We start from the raw sequence: 25,709 nt of genomic DNA, 5'->3' as shown, positions 1-25,709 counted from the left end.
ATTTTCGTATCTTACGTTCAACCTGTATAAAATTTTCAAAGTTCATTAATTTCTGCTTGACTTTTTATTTGCAGACTGTTTTTATATTCTTATTTATGCAACTTACATGCCAATTTCTATTTTTACTTTTTGATAGGGTATTGCGCACGCTTTTTTCTTTTTCGTGCTATTTTGTGCCATTTTGTGCCATTTCGTGCCATTTTGTGACTGCCCGACACATATTATTTCAAATTATGACGCATTTTGGCACACTCTTTCTGGCATATTTCTTGCATTAGACTATATTGACACCTATTTTCCACCCACAACAGAAAGAAGGTTATTTTTGTGTTATCTGAAAAGTATGAAAAATATATCATTCATGATCAACCACTGCCTGAAGCAGATATAGATATTTCCCCTCAGGTACTTGAAAGCTGGAAACGTTCAAAAAAATTCCGGCTTCCCTGGCAAAATCTGAAAGAATATCACTTAGCTCCTCAGGTTCTGCAGGATATTCTTTCCAAAAATCAGTTTTTGCTTGAAACAGGTCATTCCTATATGACTACTTTATATCAGTATTTGAAAAATACTGGTATTTTACTTTCCCTGACAGATGCACAGGGAACTATCATTGATTTTATCGGCGATAATGCCACACTGTCAGATATCACAGAGCATACGAATCTGTATCTTGGTGCCATGCGCGATGAAAAACATGCCGGAACTACTGGAATCGGGCTTTGTCTTGTTACCCAATCTCCTACACAAATTCAAGGCGCGGAACATTATTGCCAGACCTTTCACCATTATATCGGAACCGCTGCACCAATCTGCGATCGTACTGGTCAAATTATTGGTGTTCTCGGTTCCGTTGCCCCCATTGAGCAAGCCAACCAAAATTACATTCTGGCCATGATCTGTTCCGCTGCAGACAGCATCAGTAAAGAATTATCTATGGAGCAGAGCCTCAATCATGTCCGTAAAGTCAAAAATCAGCTTTCAACAACCATAGAAGCAATTCCAAGCGGAATCCTGTTTACAGACACTCGCGGTGTCATTTTACAGCACAATCAGATTGCCTCACAATTGCTTGAATCCTACCAGAATCTCAAAGGTGAAAAAATAAATCATCTTATTTTTCCAAAAACTTCCGGGCAAAAAATAACGGATCTGACGCAAAATATACATAATGTCGAATATAATATTATCGGATACTCCAAACGTAAGAAATCCATTTCAATATCAACGTCCTTTGTATATGATCTGCACCACAAGGCAATCGGAAAAATCATTTTATTGGATGAAACAAACAAGCTACATCAGCTGGCTGGAAAACTCAGCGGACTACATGCCACTTACACCTTTGATTCTATCGTAGGTTCTTCCCCGGAACTATCAGCCGCAATCACTCTTGCGCGCACTGCTGCGGATTCATCCTCAAATGTTCTGATTCTGGGGGAAAGTGGAACTGGCAAAGAACTGTTCGCTCAGGCAATACACAATGCCAGCAATCGTGCAGATTTTCCTTTTGTAGCCATTAACTGCGGCTCTTTACCCAAAGAACTAATTGAAAGCGAGTTGTTTGGGTATGTTCCTGGAGCATTCACCGGTGCTTCCAAAAATGGTCAGCCAGGAAAATTTGAATTGGCTAACGGCGGAACCATCTTTCTTGACGAAATCGGTGATATGCCACTTGCACTGCAGGTATCTCTGTTACGTGTCCTACAGACTAAAACAATTACACGCTTAGGAGACACACACGAAAGAAAAATTGATGTACGGATTATCACTGCCACCAATGTCAACCTGATGGAAGCTGTCCATAACCAGACATTTCGAAGTGATCTTTACTACCGCTTAAATGTTCTTTCCATCGAAGTTCCTCCTCTGCGCGAACGAAAAACAGATATTCCTGATCTAATTCGTCACTTTATTGTAGAAAAAAGCCGTAATCTTGGGAAAAATGTCACGAAAGTAAATTCTCCTGCTATTGAAGCACTATGCAGTTATACATGGCCTGGAAATATCAGGGAACTTGAAAACATCATTGAGCGTGCCGTAAACCTGGCAGACCAGGATTTTATCACACCGGAGCATCTTCCTCATCAGATTTTTGAAGAACTGTCAAACGATTCTTTCAACAACCAGAAGGATTCTAATGCGAAACCGGAATCATCGACTCTTACTTATCCTGCACAAAGCAACCTTGACTTATTTTTACAGGAACTAATTCAAGTTCTTCACGATGAGAAGGGAAATATTTCACAGGCAGCTAAACATCTTAATATCTCTAAACGAACACTTTATCGGAAAATAAATAAATATCAGATTAATTTAAAGGATTTTCGTTTTTGAACATTGGCTTCCCAAAAAGTTATGCAAAAGGGAGCAGAAAAACTTACCTTTGCGGCTAGCAATCACTGCAAAGGTAAGTTTTCTCTGCTCCCTTATATTATCTATGTTATTATACCCATACCTATTATTTTAAGATTTTGTAAAACAAAAAATCTACTGTTCACGTTCCCGTAATTTTACAATTAACGTAAACTCCTCCGAATGCCGTCTTGTAAAGCGTTCAAATGCTCATCCAGCACATGTCTCCGCTCCCGGAAGCATATGCGGTGATTCTGATAAGAATAACTGTCTACTGTGGCATATAGACTTCATAAGTCACTGTATTGTCCGCATTTAATGTATATACATTTAATCGTATACTGTCTAGGCTGTCCCCACTTTCAGTGCCTAAAATTCTCTTTTCACCAATTTTCAAATTGTCTGTTGTAATCGTTCCCTTTCCACCTTCACTGTTTTCATAGGCAATTGTGTTATCTTCCTTTATCGGAAGTGTCTGCGTTTCAACCATTTTTGCATGCGCAGTCAGAAATGCATCTGCATCCTCTGCCTGAATTGCCTCAGCAATAAAATCACTGATTTCCGGATTATCACTGATTGTCTCAGCAGCATCTTTGATACCTGTTTTATCCACTTCTTCTGTTTTAACCTTCTCTTGCATTTCCTTAATCCGTTTATTTGCTACTGTCGGATCTGCCTTTGCGGTATCCAGTGGAAGGTCAAACAGCGCATTTGTTCCATAGTAATCCGCCGTTTTCTGATATACACCCGTTTCTTTGTCCATTGTAAATGCCCGGCATTCATCTCCAAATGCGTCCACAACACCAATCTGTACACCCCGGTCCGAAAATATTTCCAGATCGTCACATTCTATCAGTTCATATAAAATACCATCTTTTTCAAACCAGCAAAGCCCTGTATCCAGCGTTCCGTTATTTGCTGTCTTCCAGTCCACACCGTTGATCAGCGGTGACACACAAAGGTTTTTATTCTCTATTTGCTGTCCATCTGCACGTGAAATTGCCAGTGCAGCATAAGTTTTTGTCTGTCTCAACTGATTTTGTACGGTGTCTGTCACATACGCAGATAAATCTGTTCCGGATACCAGCCCCAGCAATCGAATTTCATATCCATTACTGGTCTGCATTTCATTTACCGTCACCGCATCTTTGCTCTCAAATGCTTTTGTCAGCGCATTGGCTGTTCCACTGATCTCTGTAGCCATCTGAGCCGGTGTCAGATAATGATATGCCGCAAATCCAGTCACACCACCTGCTGTGAGAATGCAGGCCGCCACTGCCGCTGCTGCTATTTTTTTCATTCCTTTTATACCGCAAATACTTTGTTTCTTCATTGACCATTTCTCCTTTGAACATGTTTCCAGAATTTGACGATTCAATTCCGGATTCGGTTCTGATTGAGGTTTCAACTGATCAAATAATAATGTATCCAATTTATCATGCATGGATATATGCCTCCAATTCCTGACCTAATTTTTTTCTTGCCGCAGCAAGTCTGCTCTTTACGGTTCCCTGTGGAATTGAAAGAATTTTCGCGATCTGTTCCACGGACAATTCTTCCATATAATACAACATTACAACTATCTGATATTTTTCCGACAGTCTGCTAACTGCGCTTTCCACTTCCTGCTTCCGCTCTTTCTGCAGGCAAATTGTCAGTGAATCCTCTGCCATATCTACACCGCCAGTCTCTGCCTCTTCCACAAGCTGCTCTGTGGGAGCAATCCTGCTGCGCCAGGCAATCTTGCGTTTCTGATTTTTCCAGATGCGTATCACAACAGATAAAATATAGCTTTTGACCGTTGCACTGTTTTCAATTTTTTCCGTATTGCGTGTAATTGTAAGCCAGGTTTCCTGATACAGTTCCTCTGCCCTGTCATGATCCTTTGTCAGATATACGCAAAAAGAATATATTTCTGTTCCGTAGCGAGCAATTACCTGCTCCAGTTGTTGAATCGTCATTGTTACAATTTCTTTCTGTTTTTGTTTCCGTGTACACGTTCGAAGAGACCTTTTTTGTCCTTCACTTATACATTGTAATAACTTTCTCTACGGTTCACTTCTTTTTTGTTCCTTACACAGACAAACATGAATTGGCAGGTAAGAATTCGCCTTCGATACGCTTCGTAAACAGAATATCATGATTCACCAGACGGTAAAAATCCCGTTTCATTTCCTCAAAGGTCTGATCTCCCATTCCCATGATCCACATCATTTTTGTAATAGTTGCTTCCAATGTCATATCATAAGCTTCCAGGATTTTGAAATCCAGTTTTACCTTTTTTCCTACCTCATACACGGTCATATTGCTGCCTTCATTGGCCACCTGTGTCGTCATGACAAGGATTTTCCCCTTATCTTTCCATTTATTCATCTGCGTATAAAATTCATCCAGCAGTGACTCCGGAATTCCACCCACACCAAAACTCTCCACCACCAGACAGTCGTATCGTTCAAACAGATATGGCAAAATATCCGGCTGCATGCCCGGAATCAGCTTCAGTACGTACACGCTGTTTTTCATCTCATAGTAGAACCGTACCGGTCCGGTATATGGCATCTCTGTGATATAGCGCACGAGCATACCATCCTGTATCACCGCCTGATACGGAAAATTAATACTACAGAACGCGTTGTAGCTTTTTGCACGCTCTTTTCTGGCTCTCGTTCCAACAATAACTTTTCCGTCAAACACAATGTTGACATCCTGTGAATCGTTATCAGAGGCATAGATGAAACTGTCCAGCAGGTTTGTTTTTGCATCTGTCACGTCCATCTCAATCGGCTTTTGTGCTCCGGTAATAACAATCGGTTTCCTGGAATTCTGGATCATATAAGACAGCGCGGCTGCTGTGTATGCCAGCGTATCCGTACCATGACAGATGACAAATCCGTCATACTTGTCATAGTTTTCCTGCACGGTCTTTGCCAGCAGTTTCCAGTGCTCCGGTGTCACATTCGTGCTGTCCAGATTGCACACTTGCATGGAATCTACCTCACAGATTTTGCTGACTGCCGGAATATAATTTAAAATATCTTCTGCGGAAAGGCCAGGCGCCAGTCCATATTCTGTCTGCTTGGAGGCAATGGTGCCTCCGGTTCCTATCATCAATATATTTTTCATATGCACATTTTCCTGTTTTTATTTGTTATATTGGTTTATTCTACCATAACTCAAATAAAATAAAAATACTCTGACCGAATGAAAAGCAATCAGCTTTAAAACAATCAGAGTATCTTTTTTATTTGATTATCCTATTGGTTACCCTTCATATGTGTACCACTCGCGCACAATTTTTCCGGACTCAAGTTCACGCATACAATTAAATACAACAAACTGATTTTTCCATAACGTCATATCAATATGGAAATGTCCGAAATACCATCCCCTGTATCTCGTATTGATTCTGGTGGTTTCCAGAAAAGCAGTAAGCGGCATCTCTTCTGTTACGTTCGTTTTGATCCGCATATAAGTTCTTGCCGCCATATAATGTACAGTCTGTGCACATGTCGTATGGGTAATAATATAATCTACGGAATAATTATTCTTCTCCAAATTGCGTCGGGCATTCTCATATTCTTTCTCAGAAGGCATTTCCTGTGGCCACCATGACTTTCCTTCTACTCTCCAGGCTTTATCAATGCTATAACCACCACCAAAGGTAAAAATCTTTTTTTCCTCGATTTCGTACACTTCTCCACGCATTAAATGGATCAGATTTGGACGGAGTTTGTGCACGTTACCTCCCATCCACATTTCAACGGGATATGCATACAATTTATCAAAATTCTCATGGTTTCCATCTACAAACAGCACGTAATAAGGCTGTTTACTGATCCAGTCATAAAACTGTTCCTCTGTAACGGATGCGTCTTCTTCGTCTTTCCAGCCACCAACCCCAAAATCACCTGCCACTATAATAGTGTCTTCTGCCTTTAACACCGGATGAATCTGTTCTTTCCATTTTCTGATACATCCATGGGTATCACCTGTAACATATAACATTCTGATCTTCACTCCTTCTCTGACAACTATACTTCCTAAAATGAGATAATATCGTCATCATCGTCCATCTGAGCCATCAATTCTTCCAATCTTTGTTTTTTCTTTTCACTTACGAAAGCTTTTATATCGAAAATTTCAATCGGTTTTCGGAGCTTTCTGTTTTGCGGTTGTGTTGATGCCGGACTATTTTCATTTGGATAGATTTCGGAAAAATGAGGCAACTGTGTGATATATTTGATTTGCCCCTGGATCATTACCAATGCCTGTCCTGTTCTCATTGCACCAAGCTGGGAAGGTGTGATCAGATTCTCTGTTCCAAGCATTGATTTCAACCGTCTTCTTCCACATTTCTTTGAGAGCTCTTCCAGTGTCTCCCAGTTGCTTACACGAAAGGCTACAATCGTAGACGCATTATCAAGGATCGTATCTGCCCTGCTCTTTCCGTATAATGTTTCAAGCTGAGAAAGGCTCTGCAATACAAGATAAAAACGCATGTTACGGGATCTTGATGCTGTCATCCAGTTTGCCAGCTGTGGCAGTGCTGCCCCTATATTTCCAAGTTCCTCCAAAATAACATTTACTGTCCTTGGCAGCTTTCCATGGTATTGATCCTGCGCAAGTCTCAGATACTGTCCAACCACCTGGGAACACAAAATTGCAGAAAGAGGACCGAAAATATTGCTTTCATCCGGAAGTATGACATAAATTGCTGTCGGTCGTCCAACGTCTAATTCATGGATTTTAATATCGTCGTGTCCCAACAGGTTCTTGATTCCTTCACTTTGGGCGCACATAGAAATTCCTTCAAGAAAAGAAGACTTTATTCCGGCAGCAGTATCTTTCGCTGTGGATGCGTAAGATTGTAAGCGCATGGAAGCAACTGAATTTAGAGGCAGTGTCTGTATCAGTTCACGCAGGCAGGAGATTCCGCCCAGTGTTTGTTCTCCACCTGCAATTAATTGATGCGCACTTGCGAGATTGACAGGAATCTCCGGATTTTCCTTTTTCAACAACATGAGCGCATGTACTGCACCAATAAAAAGGCTGCGCGCTGATTGCTGCCAGAAAGGATCACCACTATCCGGAATCGGATAAAATGCTGCTGCCAGGTCATTGATCATGTTCATCGCAATCTCCTGATCTTCCGGTGCTTCGCTGCTGAAGTAATGATACGGTGTGGCTAATGGGTTAAACGCATCCGACTGAAAGATATTTCGAAAGTCTACTACTTTCTTATTATAAGCAAATTCCTCAAGATCTGAATATGTTTTACTGTAAATTTCACCTTTCGGATCGATAACAAATATATTCTGTTTTTCCTGAATCAGATTTTTAGCTAACAAAACCGTCCCGGAGCAGGATTTACCTGTTCCTGACTGACCCAGGAATAATGTGTGCCCTTCTGAGCTCTGAACATAGTTCTTTTTCTTCTCATAATACAGCGTTGCTCCACTCTCTCCGCTATTCTGATCTGCCGGGACAAGAATGCGTTTGATTTCTTCCGCTGTACTCCATCTGTCATTTCGCATAATTCTCGTTCTCCTTATCCACACACTCTTCTCCGCATACTTCACTTACTTTCTTCACATCAAGATATGCTTTTGATTCCTTCATTTCTGCATGAAGTATCAGTTGTCTTGCAAGCGTTCTGACTTCTTTTATTGTAGAAAATCCACAGGCTTCCACCTTTTTCTGAATCATCTGCGTAATCATTGCTTTCTCACTCTTTCTCATGATAATGTCCGCATCTTCTACCATCTGAAGTGTTATTGCAGAGATTTCTTCGACAGTATAAGAAGCCATTCTTATATACTCGATGTTCGGGATTTCTGAAATCACTTTATTTGCAAGATTCACACCATTACGTTTCATACCCTTCATAGAAATATAAAATAAAAAAACTGTGTTTTCGGATTTTTTTACATAATGAAAAAAGTTTATTACCTGTGTTTCGTTCAGATGCTCTGCAAGTTTTGTAATATCCATAGCTACAATGCCCTGAAAATTGTTGGTGAATACGGCATATCCTTCTAATTCTGCAAATACATCTTCTAACTGACCGTAACTGCCGTCCAGCGTGAATTCAATGAAATCATCCAATTCAAAAAAATCCATAACTCCACACTGACGATAAGCTTGCACTACAAATTTTGTAAATATGTGCTGTCTGTCCGCATCTTCCACATTTAAAACAAAATGTGGCGGCTTCTGTCTGGTAGCTTTATACATATCTGCCTTTTCACATACTCTTTCTACGGCTTCTACACCGGCTGAAAAACCAATCATTCTATCTGTCTTCCACTGATTTTTCTCCATACCATTCCCTCCTCTATTCAAGAATGCCCTCGGTAATCTTGTTGCTCACCACCTGTAGGTGAGAGTCATCTCTCATCTGATATCATTTTTACAGCTTTGGATCACCGATGTAGATTGCATCGGCTATTCCGTATCTGATTGCTTTCTCAGCAGACATGTAAAAATCACGTTCCATATCTCTTTCCAGCTTTCCGATTCTCTGATCACACTGTTTTGCCAGAATTCCAGCGATTTTTTCTTTTACGTAACACAGGTACTCTGATTGAATTCTAATGTCTGTACACTGACCGCCAACGTTAGTATTTACAGGCTGATGAATCATTACAAACGCATTCTTTGTAATAAAGCGCTTACCTTTCGCTCCAAGGGCGAGTAAAACTGCCGCCATGCTTGCAACCATACCGGTTCCTATTGTGCTGATATCACAAGCCGAATTCTCCATAGCATCTACGATTGCAAGCCCGGCGCTGACGGAACCACCGGGACTGTTGATCATCAATGTGATATCGTCTCCTGATTTACTTTCTAAATAACGAATCTGTGCGGTCAGAATCTGTGCCATAAAATCATCGATTTCGCCGTTTATATGTAGTACTCTGTCTTTCTCTCTTTCATAGTCGAGTATTGAAACAATCTGATTCTGTCCGTTAAAATTAGTCACAATGTACGGCATCCATAAGTCACTCATAATTAAAACCTCCTGTCTGTTCATTCATTATATACACCGCAGTGTGGGGAAGTTTCCCGCCATTTTTCATTTTTTTATTTTCCCCAGAATGCATTTCCCCCAGTATGGGCAGTCGCACTGTGCTCTTTGGTTCGAACAAGGTCAAAGTCTCCCGTCTCAGGGTTATGCTGCCAGGTATATCCTGCCGGTGCGTATCCCTGTGAACGATCCATACGCTCCATGTCACCAAATGAAATACCGCTGAGTTTTTCTGTGTCATCATACATATGATCCTGAAAATCTGCTCTGCATGCATCAAACTGCTGATGCAGTGTCATATCATTCGCATCATTTCCAAGTTCTACATGATGCTTGCTGTCAAATGCAGGAAACACTCCCTCTACCGTAAGTCCTTCTGCCAGCTCTGCGCTGCGGCGTGCAAAAGGCACGCCACATGCAGATGTACTTCCTTCTAATCCCATATTTCTAGTTTTTACTGAAATAGGATCTCCTGGGACAAATTCGCCTCCATCATAATGCTTCTCAATGTAATCGCCCGCTTTTTCAAAACCTGCTGCACGGGCGTAATCCGCTGCTTTCTGTGCATCTGACACCTCTGTGTCTGTCTCACATTCGGTATCAAATCCCTCCCACTGCCCTTCTGGTTCTGTCATATCAAACGATATATCTTCCGTCTTTTCTGACATATCATAAAAATCACTGCTCATTTACACATCTCCTTACAATACAATCCCTTTTTCCATCATGCACATTTTGACTAAGTGAACCGCCGTGCAATTACAGATCTTCATTCTTGTTTCAGCCGGATAACTTTGCAGACAGCCTTTCATTGCATCTGGCATCTTTCTAATATGTGCTGCCAGATCTTCTCTGTTTCTGATCTTATGCTGCCTTGCGCGATATATCTGCGTAGCTAATTTTCGCGCTTCTGTCCGAACAGCCGCTGAACAGTAACGGCAGCTTGTCCTCTCACATTCTGTATAAGGAGAATAGTCTCTGAAATGCCCGGCCAGATATTTTTTCTGATGATTTAGCACCTGTAAATCTGTGCAATGAACCTTACACAAAGCATTCTGTCTCCGATACATCCGTACTGCCACTGGTGATACAAGGTACTGATTTTTAATCAGAAAATCTCCTGTCGGCATGCGTGAAAGACATTCTGTCATCTCTTTCCCTGTTCCCATATGCTCAGTTAAAAGCTCTGCTTCTTTTCCAGTCAGTCGGAAAGAAATCAGGTTTTCCACGTTATCCAGCATAGCGGCGCCCATTCGTGATGGCGACTGATCCGCAAAAATCACCCCTACACCGTATGCCCGCAATTCAGTCAACATATTCAGCATCAATGTCCGCATGGAACTGTTCAGGGATCTTTCTTCCTCAGTAATTCCCTCAGAAGTATCGAGAAAAGCATGTGCTTCATCCAATAAAATAATGTTTTTCAATACATGATCACTTCGTCTTGTTGCCTTTAAAAATGCCATAACACGGATCAGAACAAGTGCTGTTACAAGCATCTTTTCTTCCCGTTCCAGATTTCCCATTTCCAGCAAACTACATTGTTTTAGAAGCTCTTCCACACTCGTTGCATGAACCGTATCAAATGTCCAGGTACACCGTTCGATCATGCTCTGAAAACGGTATGCGCCTCCTGACATCATATTACCTTTTACTTCAGCGCTGTAATTCGATCTTGCGATTACTGTCTTAAATATACGGATAAACTCCGCCATGCCAAACACCTGCACATTCGTATCTCCGGTTTTGGAAAAATCACTCCATCCATAATGCATATAAGCTTCTGATACTGCCTTCTCCAAAAGTGCAGGTAATGGATCCGGAAGCGAGATAGCTGCCTTGAATGCGGCTAAAAGACTTCCCTTATACTGATGCAGCGGTACTCCTGTTGGCAAAAGAAATGGATTTAAGAGAAATGGCATCACTGGTGCTTCCACTGTAAAAATATTTGTTTGTTTAAATTCTATCAACAGATCACGATACTCCTGCTTCACAGGCTCCAGAATCAGAACCGGAATATGCTTTTCATAAAACTGCTGAATCAACTGCTTCAAAAAAGTTGTTTTTCCTGTACCGCTCTTTCCCAAAACCGCTGTGTGAAGCAGCCAGTATGTATCCGGAAAATACATATTTTGTCTGGAAGATATCGTCGTTCCGATCTGCATTGTCTTATTCGCTGCCTTCGTCATTTCCGCTGGAAGCAGACTATTTTCCGGTGCAAGCGCATATGCATTATCTGACACTCCCACAAAATAATCCATCTGTGATGGAAATGCACACAGTACGCCAGCCTCTTCTGAAGTCCATTTATAAATACTTTTTAAGAAATCCTGACTGCCGGAATTTTTCAGTTCTCCTGAAACCATCCAGGGCTGGTTGTATACAGGCAGATAACGATATTGTTTCAGTGGCACCAGAGTAAATCCAGACTCGTCTACGGACTGACGAAATGTTGATGTTAATCGAGCAGCACTTCCTTTTGAGCCGCTGATTATGATATTTATTTCTGCTGCCGGATATGTCATTCGGTCTGAAAAATATTTCCAACGATTTTTGACGGTATCTGCAAACTGATCCCTGAGATGCGGCATCATTCCCTGTGCTGCACACAATGCTTCTTTGCTCTTTCTGGTAATTAAATTTTTTTCTGTGACAGAAAACATTTGAGGGATCATCTGAATACAGAGACTGCCTCCGGAACCATCTAATGCAGCATATACAGATTTCCAGTCTGCTTTTGTCACGATAGGCGGCGCATCGTATGTTCCGTACAGACCATGTTCTGTTACCTTGTTCTTTATCAATGCATAATTTGTATCTGTGCACATCTTCATTTGCGCAATGCGATAGTTGTCAAAAGCAATTGTTTTTAATACATATCCATTCTGCACAAATTCCTCATAAAGTTCCTGTACAAACATCTTATGATGCATTTTTGCTTTCTGCTTTGCATTGTCGTAACTTCTTACAGTTATAAGATGTCTGATTGATCTGCCTTTCTGTTCTGGTGCAATTCTTAAAAACTCCACAGCAATCTGTCCGGATCCATCCCCGGACAGATAACATGCTGATTCACAAAGCTTTTGAGCAAGCAAACTGCCAGGGTTCTGTTCCTCCTGGCAGTTATCTTTTGTTTGCGTCAGAGGAACTTTGGAGATTTCAAAAGATGTCATGAGGAAATAAACTCCTCCTGACAAAAACGTCTTCACTGCGTATTCCATATTTATCATCCTCTATTTCAGCTATGTTACTTATGTGTAAGGGTTTCTGCTGTTTTTTAATTTTTCCAGGTCCTCTTTTGTTTTTTGCGGCTGCATGTTGTAACACTTCACCGAAGCATAACAAAAAAGTAAAAAAGACAAAAACGCAAGGCCCGGGTGTTTCTGAATACCCATATAGAAAATTCCGACAAAATAAAGTATCGACGCTGCCATCATAAATACAGATATTTTTCTCTTCTTCTGCAATTTTTCAATGCGTCTGGCATGGATTTTATATCCATAACGACGAATCTGACCTGTCAGGGCATTCAATCTTGTCAATTTCTCCCATGAATCCGCTAAAACAGACATTTTATCGGCTGATAAATCATCAGCTTCCAGATGATAGTCTTCACTTGCTGCCTGCTGGATTGCCTGATAAATTCTTGGATCGGCAACATACTGATTTTTGAGTGAGTTTAACGTAGATAATGCTGTACCATAGTTTCCTACTCTGATATTTTGAGTTGCCTCATAAAAATTGCGATCATATGCCTGACGACGCTGCTGCTCCTGCTCATCATCTATTGCATGACCACACATATTACATACAATTTTCATACGTCGTGGATTGTAATGGAAGCTTGTACAGCCACACTGTGGACATCTTCTTTCTGCCATATACAAGATCTCCTTTCTTATGCTATAAAACTGCTTTAGACGTAGACAACATTAAACGGAATGAAAACGGTATCCACAAACAGGGCACTCTCTGATGTATCTGTTGATCACCGCATTACAATTCGGACATCTTCTTGTGGATGATGCATCTGTTCCGCCTGATCTGTTGTCACCAGGATTGCGTCGTCTGTTCTGACCCGTCCCATTACTATCTGCAGTATTCGTATTATTTAATGCACCATCAAACATTCCTCTCACTTCCGGAAGAACCTGCTGCAACATCGCCATACGCATAATTTCTGACATGCCGTTATTTCCAGATACATTTGCTCCATTAGCACCAGATCCTGTATTTCCAGGTCCTCGGGATGGAATACCAGTAAGCATTTCATTTAAAGTGCGTTTGTTAATGTCATTTTGCCAGATTCTCTTCAAATGTTCCGCCTCCAAATCTATTGAAACTCTTCCTCCGGCAAGTTTCTCTTCCAGGTCGTAAAGACGTCTGATTTCGTCCTCCGGCACATTGATCTGGCTGACATGAAATCTCTCCAGATTCATACCAAACGTATGAAAAGATGGTCGGATTCTGGTTAGCACAGTGTTACTAATTTTTGTAAGATTGCTGTTAAACTCTGTTACGCTCAGTGTACTGAGTGTCTTTGATAAAGCCTCACGTAATGGCAGCATAAGGAGCTGATGCAAACACGGTTCAATATCGTCTTCGCTAAATTCTTCGTTATATGCTCCAACAAGTTTCTGAAGAAACTTCAGTGAATTTGTAACGCTTATAGATAAGTCACAGGCAGCATACGCTTTCATTGTGATATGAAAACGCTTGTCACTAAAGGGCAGCTCCCCTGTCCCAAATTTTAAAAAGTGACTTTTTTGTGTTGAAATAAAAAATACACTAAGAGATGTGCCTGTATCACCATGGCTCATTATATTTTTCAGTCGTACAAAGAACGGATCAATACCCGTGTTCAGTTCATGTCTGCCTGGACTATATGGTCGTGAAAGCACTCCGTTGTAAGTCACATAGGCTGTTGTACCTGCCGGAACAAGCAAAATGGAGCCGTCTACAACCGCATTATGGTCATCACAAATATTTGGTAAAATACGAACAATACCACTGCCTCCTGGGTCTCGCAGCACTCTACGATACATAAAACGATACCTCCTTTATTTCTGTAGCCTCACAATGAGTTAGCTCCCCATTTCAAATGGGAAATATAGCTATTATTAAATGTAAAATTGTGAGGATATTTTTCTTTTCACTTTTATCACCGTAACTCTCGGGAAAATACCGCTATTTTTTCGAATTTATTATGTCTGGGAAATTTATTCAAAATACTTCCAGTCATTCCAGCACTTTTTATCCCAAATACCGCCAGTCATTCCAGCACTCTTCTTCACACTTTGGAATATCAGGACCCTGAAAATCAAAGTGATCCTGTGAGATCTGTCTGTCTGAGAGATTGAAATATCTATAATGCAATGATCGGCGGTTTTCCCATGTAACATCGGCATGCACAGGATCGCCATTTATCCACAGCAACACCCAACCGTGACCTCTGTTCCGCTTCGATTTTCCATATATTTGAATGGCCGGAATACCTGCACTGCGCAGGTATAGTACCAGAAGTGCACTCTGAGCTTCACAACAGCCTTCACCGTACAGTATCGGACCCACCACATTATGGTTTCTGTAGTCTCTCTCTTTGTTATAATTAACCGTGTGTACAATACGTTTATAGATACGCTTTTCCTTCTTGTATTCCGACATCTTATCGGTTCCCCGCAGATATTCCTTTATCTTATACTCCAGTACTTGTTTCATCCGCGCTATGGTGTGGGGCGGATATAATATTGTATATTCTAATTTGGCTTCATATCCATGCCTTGTATAATGCATGTTATTGCCCAGAAAAAAAATTCCGGGTGATCCTTTTTTATAGCCCGATATGCAGAAAAGCTGTCTTCCACAGCTTTATCTGCATCGGTTACATGAAATCTGGTCACGCCGGAATAATCTTTTTTCTGAAATTGTGCATACATTTTGTCATATATAATCTGTGCATTTTTATTTAAGCCATCGCGATAAAAGAAAGCACCAAATTTTTCTGGTAATGCACAATTCATCAGTCTTCACCTCTTCTGTTGTCTGTTTGTCAGTTGTTGTTTTCTTTTGCATGTCAGAGTAATTGGTACGATTTTTTTCATATACAATTACTTCCGCTGGGGCAAAGTCTCTTCCAATCGCAGCAAGCATTTCTTTGCGGATCGGATCGCATACAAACGTACAAAGTGGAGTGTCTTTTGCGTGTGCCGCGCCCGTTTTTCTGTCAGTACCAGAGAAGAATACCCCCAATCCCGGATGAGTGTGACCTTCCAGAACATATTCTGAATGACCATACTTCAAAAAAGGATCAACCAGACAATTTTCCTCGTCTCTGTTGTATTTTGCTTCATTTTTTACATACTCGTTACGATAATAAGCAAGATAGTCCAACCCCGGATTCATGCTTCCATCCTTCGAAAGATAGGAAGAGCTAACTAGTGTACGATTCATTGTATGTACCTGAATGAAGTGGCTCACAACAGTAGTGACATAGCCTTCTTCTGTAAGAAACGTATGACCGTATCCGGAATACTGCTGTTCTGACTCATTCATCGGAGAGGCTCTTCTATAACTGATCATAACTTTGAGTTCTTCCCAGGCCTCCGGGAGTATAATTACATGGTTATAGCTTCTTCCACCATTTGTTCCATGTCTTTCTGCAACAAACACGTTACCACACTTTGCTTCAATGATTTCACATACTTTATTCAGAGCCAGAACCGGATACACTTTCTCTTCCTTTTTTCTTTCAGGCTGTTTTGGAAGTGGCGGTGGCGGCACTTTCTTTTTCTCATCTACGTTTTTCGTTTTATTCTCGGAAATCTGATCCATCATCACTTACCTCCCTGTGATCTTTTTCTCTGAACCGGAAGTGCCACTTCTTCGGAACGATACAAAAGACGTGGCGGCATAGTCGGAAACGCACCAGACTCAACACCTTTTTTATGCCACACAATCATAGATGGATATGCAGGTGAATCGTATTTGGTAACGGAAGGGTTGTGAATCATATCGTTTACGACCTTATCTACTACGGTAAGAAGATTGCTCTTGAGTGGGTGCCAGGTATCGATGCAGGCTCCACCATTTGTAAAAACATTGGGACTTGCGAGATAACGGTCACATGCGTAATACGCTTTGATTCTCTTCAACGGATAGCCCTTATATACAATAATGTGAACTGACATCTGATTGCATGGTTTTGGATTCTTATCTGTAGAACTGATAAGATAGTGGCTCTTCGCATGCACCGTTATTTTCAGATGCATCCACTCTCCATCTCCTGCCTTCTCTCTCTGAATTTCTACATACTTTGGATTATATGTTCTGAGCAGGCTCTTATAATCATTAATGCAAGCATTCATACTATCCTGTTCGGTGATAATAACAGGCTTTTCTACTCCATTTACATTACAAGTTAATTTATACTTTTTCATCGGGATAATGCTCCTTTCGGTTTTTGAATTACTTTTTCTGTTAAAACTTAGCAGCGTATGACAATTAGTCTGTTTTTTGTATAAATAGCTATAATTTATGAATTTTATGCATCTGCGCATGATCCTGATCAAAACTGAAAATCTTTTTTGTAATGTTCTGATCAAGAATGTCAAGCCCTCCTTCGGAACGCTGATATACCTCCAGATGTGCACCTAACGAGAATCCAAGCTGATATAAAGTCTTATTCTGAATCTCAGAATCTGTGTGTTTAGAGAAAGCCTGAATTGTTTCCGCAGGGGCATTGACATGACCGGTTCTATGTTCTGCTTTACATGTCTCGCAGATCAGATCCTCCGGGAAGAGAAAACCATTGTGTCTCATGATTTTTAATGTTTTTCCACAGCAGCTGCAACCGGCTGTGGTTACAAATTCAGAATAATTTTCTCTGCGGAAATTCAGTTCGTGTACAGCTAATTCAAAGTCGTCATTGCCTGATTTCTCCGTAATCTGCTTCAGTGCCTCTGCCAGTGTGACCTTCAGCACGGTACCATGCAACCATTCGATTTTTTCCGGTGGCTCTACTTCACAGCCCGGACAATTTTTCTTTTTCATCGGATAGGATGAACTAATCTCAATATTTGGAAATGAAGTGTAATTCAATCTGCGGTTCATGATACCTGGTATTCCAATCACAAATCCGCGGAACTGTTCCGTTGCCAAATAGGCTGCCATAGAACTTGCGCGATCAGTCGTGCGTACAATCTCCGTAACTCCATCACGAACTCGTGTCTGAACTCCAATGCAGCTTGTTCTGATACTGGAATCCGGGATCCACTGATCCGCAATGAGGCAATGCAGGCAAAAATCACTGCCATCAATAATTGTACTCTGAGCGGCCTCACCCTTCGTTCCTGCCATGACCATAACCGGACGTCTTTCTTCCGGAAGAGAACGGATTAATTCGTTTCCTAAAATCTTCGCATCATAATTATCCACAACAAAAAAGACGGCGTCATAATCAGAAAATGCTTCCGGTCCAAGATTGCACAGGTTTCCATCGATTCCGTTGGATGTACAGCCCTCATCTAAAAGTGGCTGCACTCTTGCAGAAACACATTCAGCCTTATTGCGATCTGCATCCTCCGGGCAGCGCACGAGACAAGAGTGTTTTGCTGCATTTTCTAATGTAAAATGGTCAAAATCAATCACATCCGGACTCACTCCCATTCTTGCAAGAAATTCCATCAGAAAGCTGCCGACCGCACCGGCCCCCACTACCAATACTCTTTTAGCGTGAAATAACGCACGATATTCACTTAACTTTAAATCGTTATAAATTGCTTTTTTCTTCATATGTATCCTCCATCTTTAAAACAGCGCACCATTCTTCTTAAATTTGTGACCATTTTGACATGTATAGAACTGTCCTTGCTCATGCCAGAAAATAACCTGTTGCTCTCCCGGAAAATTTTTTGCCCGGCAAATTGGGCATGATGGAAACCGAGTCGGTCTTAATCCTCCTGGGCCGTTTCTTATAATTTGACGTTGTCGATTGTATCTATAGACCTGTCTCGGGACAGGCGGCGGAGCCTGTCGCCCCGCCCGCTGGCCTCTCTGCCCTGCTGCCACTGATGATGTACGGTTTTGAACAGATGATGTACGATTTCTCTGAGTGGAATTTCCTATAGCAGGAGAAGCTTCACTCACTGGTATCGTTGCATTTTTGTGTTTTGCATTTTTTCCTGATTTTTGTGTAACTTTGGCCACTTTAATGATCAATATGATACATTCAATTATGAGGTCTAAAAAAATTGCCAATCCAATAAATTTCAGTATCATCATCTGCCTTCGCCTCCCATAAGTTTCCTATGCTACGTTACGATCATCATAAACAAGCAATACATCGCCCTGCACCAATCCAAATTCATCTACCGTCATGTCAACATCATTTGTCTCTCTACCAGTAGCTTTGTTTTTAAAACAAAGTTTGGCGTTCACATCGATATAAAGATCGTCTCCTACCTCCATCACAAGCTGTCCCAGAGTGTTACCGTGTTTTACGCGAACATGCTCCACACAGGGCTGACTGCCAGACTCAGATTTCATTGTGATTGTGAAGTCATAATCAGCACCGGAACCATTTTTCATGTTTGCTTCCGCCTCACTTAATGCCTCGTCAATTGCGCCATTCATTAAATCGTTTTCTAACATAGTAGTTCTCTCCTTTTCGTTTGACTTGTTTTTTTGTTTCAGGAATCAATTGTTTATGTCCCTTACACTCTATACGTCGTATGCTTCAAAACTTTACCGCCGTTTTTATGTAAATTTTTTCAACTTATTTTTGTATACAAAAAAACGCCCGATATGTCTGTCACACATCGAACGTTTTTTCGTTTTCATTTTTTATTTTGTCTGAGAAGCATTCTTGTTGCTCACCACCTATAAAGGTGGGAGTCATCTCTCATCTGATATACTGATTTACAAAATCGTACATGGCATCTATGGTCGCTTTCATTTCCTGCAAATAATTTACCGGTTCTGATAACTGATGACTGTTTTCATCGACCGTTACATTATTCAGGATAAACGGGAAACCGATGGTATCAAATTCCACGTCATAATCAATCGCAAAAAACAATGCCCGCACCTGCTGATACGTACAGTAAATCTGGCTGGTACAATTCACCAGCTTCGCATATTGCGGAATATCAAATGTCTCAAAGAAGAATTTAAAGCAGTCTGCACTGTTTGCCCTTCGTTCCGGAACCGTAGATGGCGCCGCAACCGTATAAAACTTTACTTCTTGTCTGTCTGCATTTTCAAATTCTCTGATATCGTAAGACAGATTCGGGTTTTCATTCTCCACATGCTGCTCCTCCACCTGCTTTAACGGAGCAAACGCATGCTTCATTCCCGCTATGATCGCATCGTATTCCGTAACCGCATCTGGTGCGTAAGTATCAATATACCCGTTTCTTTCACTCTCTGAGATTGGACGCATGCCGGCCAGCGCAACAACTGATACCGGCTTTCCAATGCGGTCTGTCTCGCTTTTTGCGATCTCACAGCGGCGCAGATTGGACATTCTCGCTCCACCCAGTGGCAGATAATAATCCGGACATGCAAATACGGACGTATCCGTTCCAATCAGCCCCAGCCGTTCTGCTGTCTGGTAAATAAATTCTTTCTGCGCCTCCACCTGCTCATTGTTTTTCAACAGCCAGCGCGCTGCTTCTCCCTCTTTGGTCAATGCGCTTTTCTGCCGTTTGCGGTAATCCCAGATATCCACAAAATCTTCTTTCAACCATTTAATCTTATCTGCGGCAGAGGCAGACACATCCATCGTTCCGCCAAATCGTTTTACCAGTTCCACAAAATACGGATTCGATATCCATTTATCAAACTCTTTCACCACGCATGCAATCCGTTCCTCTCTCGGAAGACGGGCATCCGGGCATAAAATTCTGCTATTTTCCATTTGTAAAAACCTCATTTCTGTTCATCTTTTCTAATCTGTTCCGTTTTATGTCAGCGCATTTCAAAAGTTCTGCATATTTTTCCAGAAATGCTTCATCCACCAGACCTTTCTGCCACATTTTTTCAAACATTTTTTTCACATTGTTCAGACTGTTCTGCAGTTCTCCTTCGTTTCTTGTATCCATGTTCAGACTATACGCTACCGCTCTGTCCATGCGCTCCAAAGCATCCGGCAGCACAGAAGGCAATTCTTCTTCCGGCAAATATTCCAGAAGCTGGCACAACGTTCCGACACAGCGGTTTTCTGCAACCATTATATCAAAATGATACTCCGGTGCATATGCTTTTTCATAATATTCCACTGCCTTACAATGACACTGATACGACTTTTGCAGTAACGGCTCACGTTGTTCCGCGTTTTGTTCCGACAGGTAATATAATGCCGTGGCCATTCCTTTATAGGACGCCGCCACCAGCTTTTCATAATCCTGTTCCGAATCCTCTTCCAGCATTTCTTTTCGAAATGCCATATTCTCTCGATGTATCTGAAATGCGTTCTGATAATCCTTTTTCACAATATTCAGCGCTGCAAGATCTCCCTGATTTGCCGTAAAAAGACGTTTTTTCTTTGTATCGTCTTCTTTAATCATTCGAAGGATTTCAGACGCTTTCTGTAATGCTGTCTCTGCATATTTCATAGAATCCTTTTTCTGGTAAACATGCAAAACCGCATATCCCATCAGATTATAGGCCTGTGCCAAACCGTACAATTGTTCATCCTCAAGCGACTTCTCATCTGTCTGCTCCAGCATCTGATATGCTTTCCTTCCATATTGATAGGTAAGTTCTTTATTTCCCAGGATATCATAATTCGATGATAATCTCGCAAAAATATCTGCCGTATCCAGATTCTCAATCCGCATTTTTTCCAGTATCTCGCTAGCTGCCACACCCATTTTCATCACACTGGTCATACCCGTTGCATAGGTTCTGAAAAACAGTCGGTTATTTAATGCATTCACGTATGGTTTTATATACTCATACTGAAACGGAATGCCCTTTCGCGCGATCATTTCCCGGACAACCGGGTGCAGGCTGACTTTCCGATGCTCCAAAAACACCCAGAATGCATCTTTCAACAAATTAAACTCTCTCTGCATTTCCGCCTGCTCCCCCGCCGAAAATGCCATTTCAAAGTAGTCTTTGTAACTGATACCTTCCAACGGAAGTAACGATAACGTATATAAAATCCTGCATTTCGTCTGATTGCCCGCAAAACCTGACAGATCGAATAATGCGGAAAAATGCTCAAAGATCGTCTTTTCTTCATAATCTCTTCCGTAGATCGGATCTGTGATCTCATTGATCCGCAGCGACTGCAATGCCTGAATCATCTCATCAATGGTTCTTGTCTTCATAAGTCCTGCTGCCAGACGAACGAGATAGGTATTTGACAACAGATAATTTTCAATGAGATCAGCCGCCTTTTCCTGACTTTCCTCTTCTTCCGCCAGATCAAAAAACAATTGCAGCAATACCTCTAATGGGAAATGCCTGAGTTTTGTCTGATACACACCATAACAATTTGCCATATTTACTTTTGAAGTCACTAAAATATGACATCCTGTATCACGAAGGTTTCTGTAAACCTCAGATTCTTCTGACAGTTCCTCTCTGAACCTTTCCTCATTGTCATAATTATCAATGATCAGCAATGTTGGTTTTTTCATGTGACTCAAAAAGTTTATCTTTTGCTCAAAGCTTTCTTTTTCATCACTTTCCCCTACACATTTTAAAAGGGTGATGGTCTCCTTCAATCCCTGCTCCGAATAACTTGTGAAGATAACATTGGAAAATTTCAGATCACTGCGCCTGCAATCCTCCTGCGTACATTTTTCTGCAAAGCATCTGGCCAGATCCGTCTTGCCCAGACCACGTTCTCCGGAGATGACATGTACTTTGCTATGGCGAAATGCGTTGGCATACAGATCCTCCAGCCATGCTTCCGGTTCGATATATTGCTCGGGTCTGTGGAAAATATCCTCCGGGTATAATGTTTCAAGTGTGAAATCACTCTTCCATTCAAAGGCGATTTCTGAATTAAACTGATAACCATCCACATTCGGATCTTTTCTTTTTGTTATCTTTTTGTCTCCTAATCCGCATATTTTGCCAAGCTCATTGATTCTGGTTCGAATCGCATGTGCATTTCCCCGCGTCCAGTCACGATGACCATCCGCAAGTTCTGTATAATCAGCAAAATATGCAACATTTGGATACGCATCCAACAGCCATTTCAAAACCGTAATCTGTGTTTTTGATAATTTGGATTTCTCCTGCTTACCATTTATCCGAATTTCTCTGGTCTTAAAATTAATCACTGTTTTGTTATCTAACACAAGTATTTCTTTCATATTTCTCCCTCTGGCAAAGCGTTTTTTCTGCAAATTTTCCCCACGTAAATTTCGTGCACTTTTCGTGCACTTTTGTGCGTTTTTCTGTCCGCAGCTGTGTGAGGGCACTGATTTAATATCTTCCTATCAAAGAAACAGGAGGATAACAACCATGAAATATACTATTACAGATTCCAACAACACAATCCATAAAACCGAAAAAGAATACAAAGCATTTTTTACCGAACTTGGCAGCCATTCTGTTACTGCAGATGACATCAAAGCTTCCGCAGAACTCACAGCCAGATTTGCTGAGGAATCCCACCGCTTTATTGACAAAGTCCTATTATGCAGCAGAACGAACAGCAGCGCACTCCGTTTACTTCAGACTGTCGGCTATGAACGCGACATGGCTTGCGATGATTTAGCTATGCATTTAGTAATGAAGAAACTGGATTGTCTCCCACTGCATGATCCGGATCATATCATCCCACTGATCGTGCAGATCTGCCATTTTAAACTTGTCGATATCGTGCGAAAAGAAGTGAAAATGCAGCCTGATCCCTTAGATGATCTGACCTATGCATCCCTTGCTTCTGATGAGGATATTGAAAACGACTTTGCCAGAAAGGATGGTGTCAAAGAACATTGTTCCGATATATTGAAACTCTTATCCTTTACGGAAGAATGCTCACGTTTTGAGCTGCTTTCTTTTCTTGCAACAAAAGTAATAACTGACAGCAGTGCAAAGTGCACAAAACCGAGCGCCCTTGCGGAAATGATCAACCGTAAAGGTCTGACGGCTGTATCCGAGGATTTCTTTCATGATGCTGCCGACGAGCTTGATATCCCATATAACTCTTTTTTCAAGAATTTTAAATCAGATAAGCTCCCAGTGTATGATAAAAACGTTCAGACATTAAGTAAACTCATCAGTCATGCTACAAATAATTGTGTAAAAAAAATGCGCCGGAAAGCCGATCGCCTTGGCATTACTTATACTCGTTAATACACCTGTACAGTCTAAAGCAAAGACTCATGAATTTGATACATAATTCCAGTCTGCACAATCTGAGATACTCTTCTCGTATTTTCTGTCTGTCCTAAAAAGAGCCGGTCACTGAACTAACCGACTCTTTCTCTTTTTTTGCATTTTCATCTTCTATGCCGGTTAATGTTTTTCACTTCAATCATATGCTTTTATTCTCTCAATAGTATCTTCATTTTATAACATTAAGAGAATGTTCGCAATCATGAAATAACAAATTCACATCACTACACACCACTTCAGCATATATCTTGTCCAAAGCATGAAACTATGAACACTACCGATCAACTTTAACTATTTCTGTTCACCAAATGTTCAACAAGGCTCATGATCCGTTCTTCATACGAAATAACCACACAGGTTAAAAATGCTTCTTTCATTTTTTTATCAGGAAACTCCTCCAACATCTCATTTAACAAACTTCCCCTGTTTCCCTGATCCAAATACACACTGTTCATAATATAACGCATCTTCGCAATAGTGCATACTCCCATGCTTTGAGCCATATTGAGAAGTTCTTCGCTGTCTGATTCCCTTCGATTTACCTGAAAATATGGGATATGCTGATCCCTGGCATAATTATAAAGAACTGCAATCCTGGCTTTCTCATTTGGAAAACATTCACTCTCAGAAACGTATTCCCACAGCTGCTTATAATAATCTGTTTCTATCGGATTATGTTTCTGAAGCTTCCACATAACTTTATCAGCCATTTTTCCGTACTTCAACAATAGCATTCGCGCTTCTCTTTCTTCCATTTCCACTGGAAGTTCTATTTCTTCTTCCATAGTAGGAAGGAACCTGTAATCAACAAAAAAAGTTTCCAGAAGAACTGCCTGCTCGTCCTTTGGTGCATGTTTTATCAATTTGTAGCATGCAGCAGCCAACTGCAAATCAGGTTTTGAATGACGGATGAGATGTTCCATCTTTTCTTTTGTACTTGCCATGTTAATACCTCCGAATTTTATTAAAATCAATACTCGTTACAATAGCAACATCGCAAAAAACATAGAAATACCGCCATTTTTTATCTGAATCTCTAAAAATTATGATACCTCTTCCTTCACTATTTGTTCGTGATCAACTGGTAAATCTTTTCACAGGCTGCCGGGATCTTTTCCAGATCTACACAGGAATAATTAACGATAAAATAATGCTCCCGGCTATTTTCTGCTGTCAGGAAGTATTCTGACAACGGACGCATTTTTATTCCCTGCTGCTTCAATTGTTCCGAAAGGCACTGATCTGACAATTCTGTCTGCAAATGCAGCAGAAAATGTAATCCTGAATCATTTTCAATAATCTGGCATTTTTCCTTCAGGGAGCTTTGCTCGATTGCCTCAATCAGCCTTTTCCGCTGTCTGCTGTAAAAAAGCCGCATCCGGTTGATATGCTTTTCAAAATACCCCTGATTAATAAAGGCTGCCAGCGTATACTGCTCAAAATTTGACACCGTACAGGAATAAAAAGAAAGCTGCTGGTAAAATTGATTCGCCAGATGTACCGGCAGGATCATGTAACTGATACGGATCGTCGGTGTCAATGATTTGGAAAACGTATTCATATATATTACTTTTTCACAGGCATCCATACTGAATAACGTTGGCAAGGGCTTTCCATTTGGACGGAATTCACTGTCATAATCATCCTCTATGATATAACGCCCGTTTTTTTCGTTGGCCCAGGCCAATACTTCATATCTTCGGTGTGCAGGCATGGTAATCCCACTGGGGAAATGATGGCCTGGACTGATATGAGCAATGTCAGCTCCTGATTTTCGCAGCCCTTCTACGGTAATACCATCTTCGTCCATGTCCGCATAGCGACAAATGATCTGATGCTGCTGATAAATCTGTACCAGTTTTTTATATCCCGGATTTTCAATACAATATTCCCTGTCATTTCCAAGCAGCTGTACCAGCATACCATACAAATACTCGGTTCCGGCTCCCATGACGATCTGATTCGCATC

General features: G+C 41.1%; 23 protein-coding genes. 2 read left to right on the top strand and 21 right to left on the bottom strand.

What is annotated here, in order from left to right; all coding sequences use genetic code 11:
* Positions 1–327 precede the first annotated feature (327 nt).
* The gene (locus Q0I54_RS09670; RefSeq protein ID WP_296118305.1) at positions 328–2,337 is read left to right on the top strand and encodes a sigma-54-dependent Fis family transcriptional regulator; all 2,010 of its coding nucleotides are present in this window, start codon (positions 328–330) and stop codon (positions 2,335–2,337) included.
* 289 nt (positions 2,338–2,626) lie between these two features.
* Here the strand turns inward: Q0I54_RS09670 and Q0I54_RS09665 are convergent, their stop codons facing one another.
* The 19 genes from Q0I54_RS09665 to Q0I54_RS09575 all read right to left on the bottom strand — a co-directional run bounded on the left by Q0I54_RS09665 (position 2,627) and on the right by Q0I54_RS09575 (position 22,710).
* On the bottom strand, positions 2,627–3,688 hold the full coding sequence (locus tag Q0I54_RS09665) for a hypothetical protein (RefSeq protein WP_296118304.1): 1,062 nt from the start codon (positions 3,686–3,688) through the stop codon (positions 2,627–2,629).
* Positions 3,689–3,791: 103 nt separating this feature from the next.
* Positions 3,792–4,316 carry an RNA polymerase sigma factor gene (locus tag Q0I54_RS09660; RefSeq protein WP_296118302.1) on the bottom strand — a complete coding sequence of 175 codons (525 nt, stop codon included), beginning with the start codon at positions 4,314–4,316 and terminating at the stop codon, positions 3,792–3,794.
* A gap of 112 nt (positions 4,317–4,428) precedes the next feature.
* Entirely contained in the window at positions 4,429–5,478 is a 1,050-nt protein-coding gene (locus Q0I54_RS09655; RefSeq protein WP_296118301.1) for an asparaginase, read from the bottom strand.
* Positions 5,479–5,616: 138 nt separating this feature from the next.
* Positions 5,617–6,360, bottom strand: coding sequence for a metallophosphoesterase (locus Q0I54_RS09650; protein WP_296118300.1), 744 nt, complete (start codon positions 6,358–6,360; stop codon positions 5,617–5,619).
* Between the two features lie 35 nt (positions 6,361–6,395).
* On the bottom strand, positions 6,396–7,889 hold the full coding sequence (locus tag Q0I54_RS09645) for a type IV secretory system conjugative DNA transfer family protein (protein WP_296118298.1): 1,494 nt from the start codon (positions 7,887–7,889) through the stop codon (positions 6,396–6,398).
* The gene (locus tag Q0I54_RS09640) at positions 7,879–8,676 is read right to left on the bottom strand and encodes a hypothetical protein (RefSeq protein WP_296118296.1); all 798 of its coding nucleotides are present in this window, start codon (positions 8,674–8,676) and stop codon (positions 7,879–7,881) included. The genes Q0I54_RS09645 and Q0I54_RS09640 overlap by 11 nt, the downstream gene beginning before the upstream one ends.
* A gap of 88 nt (positions 8,677–8,764) precedes the next feature.
* Positions 8,765–9,364 (bottom strand): ClpP family protease, encoded by a 600-nt coding sequence (locus Q0I54_RS09635; protein ID WP_296118295.1) that lies wholly within the window; start codon positions 9,362–9,364, stop codon positions 8,765–8,767.
* A gap of 74 nt (positions 9,365–9,438) precedes the next feature.
* Positions 9,439–10,071, bottom strand: coding sequence for an HNH endonuclease (locus tag Q0I54_RS09630; protein WP_296118293.1), 633 nt, complete (start codon positions 10,069–10,071; stop codon positions 9,439–9,441).
* A gap of 12 nt (positions 10,072–10,083) precedes the next feature.
* The gene (locus tag Q0I54_RS09625) at positions 10,084–12,555 is read right to left on the bottom strand and encodes an ATP-binding protein (RefSeq protein ID WP_296118291.1); all 2,472 of its coding nucleotides are present in this window, start codon (positions 12,553–12,555) and stop codon (positions 10,084–10,086) included.
* Between the two features lie 78 nt (positions 12,556–12,633).
* The gene (locus Q0I54_RS09620; RefSeq protein ID WP_296118290.1) at positions 12,634–13,263 is read right to left on the bottom strand and encodes a hypothetical protein; all 630 of its coding nucleotides are present in this window, start codon (positions 13,261–13,263) and stop codon (positions 12,634–12,636) included.
* A gap of 51 nt (positions 13,264–13,314) precedes the next feature.
* The gene (locus Q0I54_RS09615; RefSeq protein WP_296118289.1) at positions 13,315–14,427 is read right to left on the bottom strand and encodes an SPFH domain-containing protein; all 1,113 of its coding nucleotides are present in this window, start codon (positions 14,425–14,427) and stop codon (positions 13,315–13,317) included.
* Positions 14,428–14,635: 208 nt separating this feature from the next.
* Complete coding sequence (locus tag Q0I54_RS09610) at positions 14,636–15,046, bottom strand: transglutaminase-like domain-containing protein (protein WP_296118288.1); 411 nt, start codon at positions 15,044–15,046, stop codon at positions 14,636–14,638.
* A gap of 297 nt (positions 15,047–15,343) precedes the next feature.
* Positions 15,344–16,216 (bottom strand): hypothetical protein, encoded by an 873-nt coding sequence (locus tag Q0I54_RS09605; protein ID WP_296118286.1) that lies wholly within the window; start codon positions 16,214–16,216, stop codon positions 15,344–15,346.
* Positions 16,216–16,818 carry a hypothetical protein gene (locus tag Q0I54_RS09600; protein WP_296118285.1) on the bottom strand — a complete coding sequence of 201 codons (603 nt, stop codon included), beginning with the start codon at positions 16,816–16,818 and terminating at the stop codon, positions 16,216–16,218. The genes Q0I54_RS09605 and Q0I54_RS09600 overlap by 1 nt, the downstream gene beginning before the upstream one ends.
* Positions 16,819–16,906: 88 nt before the next feature.
* Positions 16,907–18,172, bottom strand: a complete 1,266-nt coding sequence (locus Q0I54_RS09595) for a ThiF family adenylyltransferase (protein WP_296118284.1) — start codon at positions 18,170–18,172, stop codon at positions 16,907–16,909.
* A 15-nt stretch (positions 18,173–18,187) separates the two neighbouring features.
* Positions 18,188–18,661 carry a hypothetical protein gene (locus tag Q0I54_RS09590; RefSeq protein WP_296118282.1) on the bottom strand — a complete coding sequence of 158 codons (474 nt, stop codon included), beginning with the start codon at positions 18,659–18,661 and terminating at the stop codon, positions 18,188–18,190.
* A 24-nt stretch (positions 18,662–18,685) separates the two neighbouring features.
* Complete coding sequence (locus Q0I54_RS09585; RefSeq protein ID WP_296118281.1) at positions 18,686–19,030, bottom strand: hypothetical protein; 345 nt, start codon at positions 19,028–19,030, stop codon at positions 18,686–18,688.
* A gap of 250 nt (positions 19,031–19,280) precedes the next feature.
* Positions 19,281–20,297 carry a hypothetical protein gene (locus Q0I54_RS09580; protein ID WP_296118280.1) on the bottom strand — a complete coding sequence of 339 codons (1,017 nt, stop codon included), beginning with the start codon at positions 20,295–20,297 and terminating at the stop codon, positions 19,281–19,283.
* Positions 20,287–22,710 carry an NACHT domain-containing protein gene (locus Q0I54_RS09575; protein WP_296118278.1) on the bottom strand — a complete coding sequence of 808 codons (2,424 nt, stop codon included), beginning with the start codon at positions 22,708–22,710 and terminating at the stop codon, positions 20,287–20,289. The genes Q0I54_RS09580 and Q0I54_RS09575 overlap by 11 nt, the downstream gene beginning before the upstream one ends.
* 151 nt (positions 22,711–22,861) lie before the next feature.
* Here Q0I54_RS09575 and Q0I54_RS09570 point away from each other — a divergent pair, with 151 nt between their 5' ends.
* Positions 22,862–23,698: a hypothetical protein gene (locus Q0I54_RS09570; protein ID WP_296118277.1), complete on the top strand. Its 837-nt coding sequence runs from the start codon at positions 22,862–22,864 to the stop codon at positions 23,696–23,698.
* A gap of 329 nt (positions 23,699–24,027) precedes the next feature.
* Here the strand turns inward: Q0I54_RS09570 and Q0I54_RS09565 are convergent, their stop codons facing one another.
* Positions 24,028–24,684, bottom strand: coding sequence for a hypothetical protein (locus Q0I54_RS09565; protein WP_296118275.1), 657 nt, complete (start codon positions 24,682–24,684; stop codon positions 24,028–24,030).
* A gap of 119 nt (positions 24,685–24,803) precedes the next feature.
* A partial coding sequence (locus Q0I54_RS09560; RefSeq protein ID WP_296118273.1) for a PLP-dependent aminotransferase family protein occupies positions 24,804–25,709 on the bottom strand: 906 nt, incomplete at its 5' end.

This window comes from uncultured Eubacterium sp. (assembly GCF_934295145.1).
Classification (GTDB): domain Bacteria; phylum Bacillota; class Clostridia; order Lachnospirales; family Lachnospiraceae; genus Eubacterium_I.
Note: the sequence above shows the minus strand (reverse complement) of the source record. Positions and strands in the feature narration are given on the sequence as shown.

Coding starts and splice junctions, on each gene's coding strand:
- Q0I54_RS09665 (WP_296118304.1), bottom strand. CDS start 3,688: ATGAAGAAACAAAGTATTTGCGGTATAAAAGGAATGAAAAAAATAGCA.
- Q0I54_RS09660 (WP_296118302.1), bottom strand. CDS start 4,316: ATGACGATTCAACAACTGGAGCAGGTAATTGCTCGCTACGGAACAGAA.
- Q0I54_RS09655 (WP_296118301.1), bottom strand. CDS start 5,478: ATGAAAAATATATTGATGATAGGAACCGGAGGCACCATTGCCTCCAAG.
- Q0I54_RS09650 (WP_296118300.1), bottom strand. CDS start 6,360: ATGTTATATGTTACAGGTGATACCCATGGATGTATCAGAAAATGGAAA.
- Q0I54_RS09645 (WP_296118298.1), bottom strand. CDS start 7,889: ATGCGAAATGACAGATGGAGTACAGCGGAAGAAATCAAACGCATTCTT.
- Q0I54_RS09640 (WP_296118296.1), bottom strand. CDS start 8,676: ATGGAGAAAAATCAGTGGAAGACAGATAGAATGATTGGTTTTTCAGCC.
- Q0I54_RS09635 (WP_296118295.1), bottom strand. CDS start 9,364: ATGAGTGACTTATGGATGCCGTACATTGTGACTAATTTTAACGGACAG.
- Q0I54_RS09630 (WP_296118293.1), bottom strand. CDS start 10,071: ATGAGCAGTGATTTTTATGATATGTCAGAAAAGACGGAAGATATATCG.
- Q0I54_RS09625 (WP_296118291.1), bottom strand. CDS start 12,555: ATGACATCTTTTGAAATCTCCAAAGTTCCTCTGACGCAAACAAAAGAT.
- Q0I54_RS09620 (WP_296118290.1), bottom strand. CDS start 13,263: ATGGCAGAAAGAAGATGTCCACAGTGTGGCTGTACAAGCTTCCATTAC.
- Q0I54_RS09615 (WP_296118289.1), bottom strand. CDS start 14,427: ATGTATCGTAGAGTGCTGCGAGACCCAGGAGGCAGTGGTATTGTTCGT.
- Q0I54_RS09610 (WP_296118288.1), bottom strand. CDS start 15,046: ATGTCGGAATACAAGAAGGAAAAGCGTATCTATAAACGTATTGTACAC.
- Q0I54_RS09605 (WP_296118286.1), bottom strand. CDS start 16,216: ATGATGGATCAGATTTCCGAGAATAAAACGAAAAACGTAGATGAGAAA.
- Q0I54_RS09600 (WP_296118285.1), bottom strand. CDS start 16,818: ATGAAAAAGTATAAATTAACTTGTAATGTAAATGGAGTAGAAAAGCCT.
- Q0I54_RS09595 (WP_296118284.1), bottom strand. CDS start 18,172: ATGAAGAAAAAAGCAATTTATAACGATTTAAAGTTAAGTGAATATCGT.
- Q0I54_RS09590 (WP_296118282.1), bottom strand. CDS start 18,661: ATGATGATACTGAAATTTATTGGATTGGCAATTTTTTTAGACCTCATA.
- Q0I54_RS09585 (WP_296118281.1), bottom strand. CDS start 19,030: ATGTTAGAAAACGATTTAATGAATGGCGCAATTGACGAGGCATTAAGT.
- Q0I54_RS09580 (WP_296118280.1), bottom strand. CDS start 20,297: ATGGAAAATAGCAGAATTTTATGCCCGGATGCCCGTCTTCCGAGAGAG.
- Q0I54_RS09575 (WP_296118278.1), bottom strand. CDS start 22,710: ATGAAAGAAATACTTGTGTTAGATAACAAAACAGTGATTAATTTTAAG.
- Q0I54_RS09570 (WP_296118277.1), top strand. CDS start 22,862: ATGAAATATACTATTACAGATTCCAACAACACAATCCATAAAACCGAA.
- Q0I54_RS09565 (WP_296118275.1), bottom strand. CDS start 24,684: ATGGCAAGTACAAAAGAAAAGATGGAACATCTCATCCGTCATTCAAAA.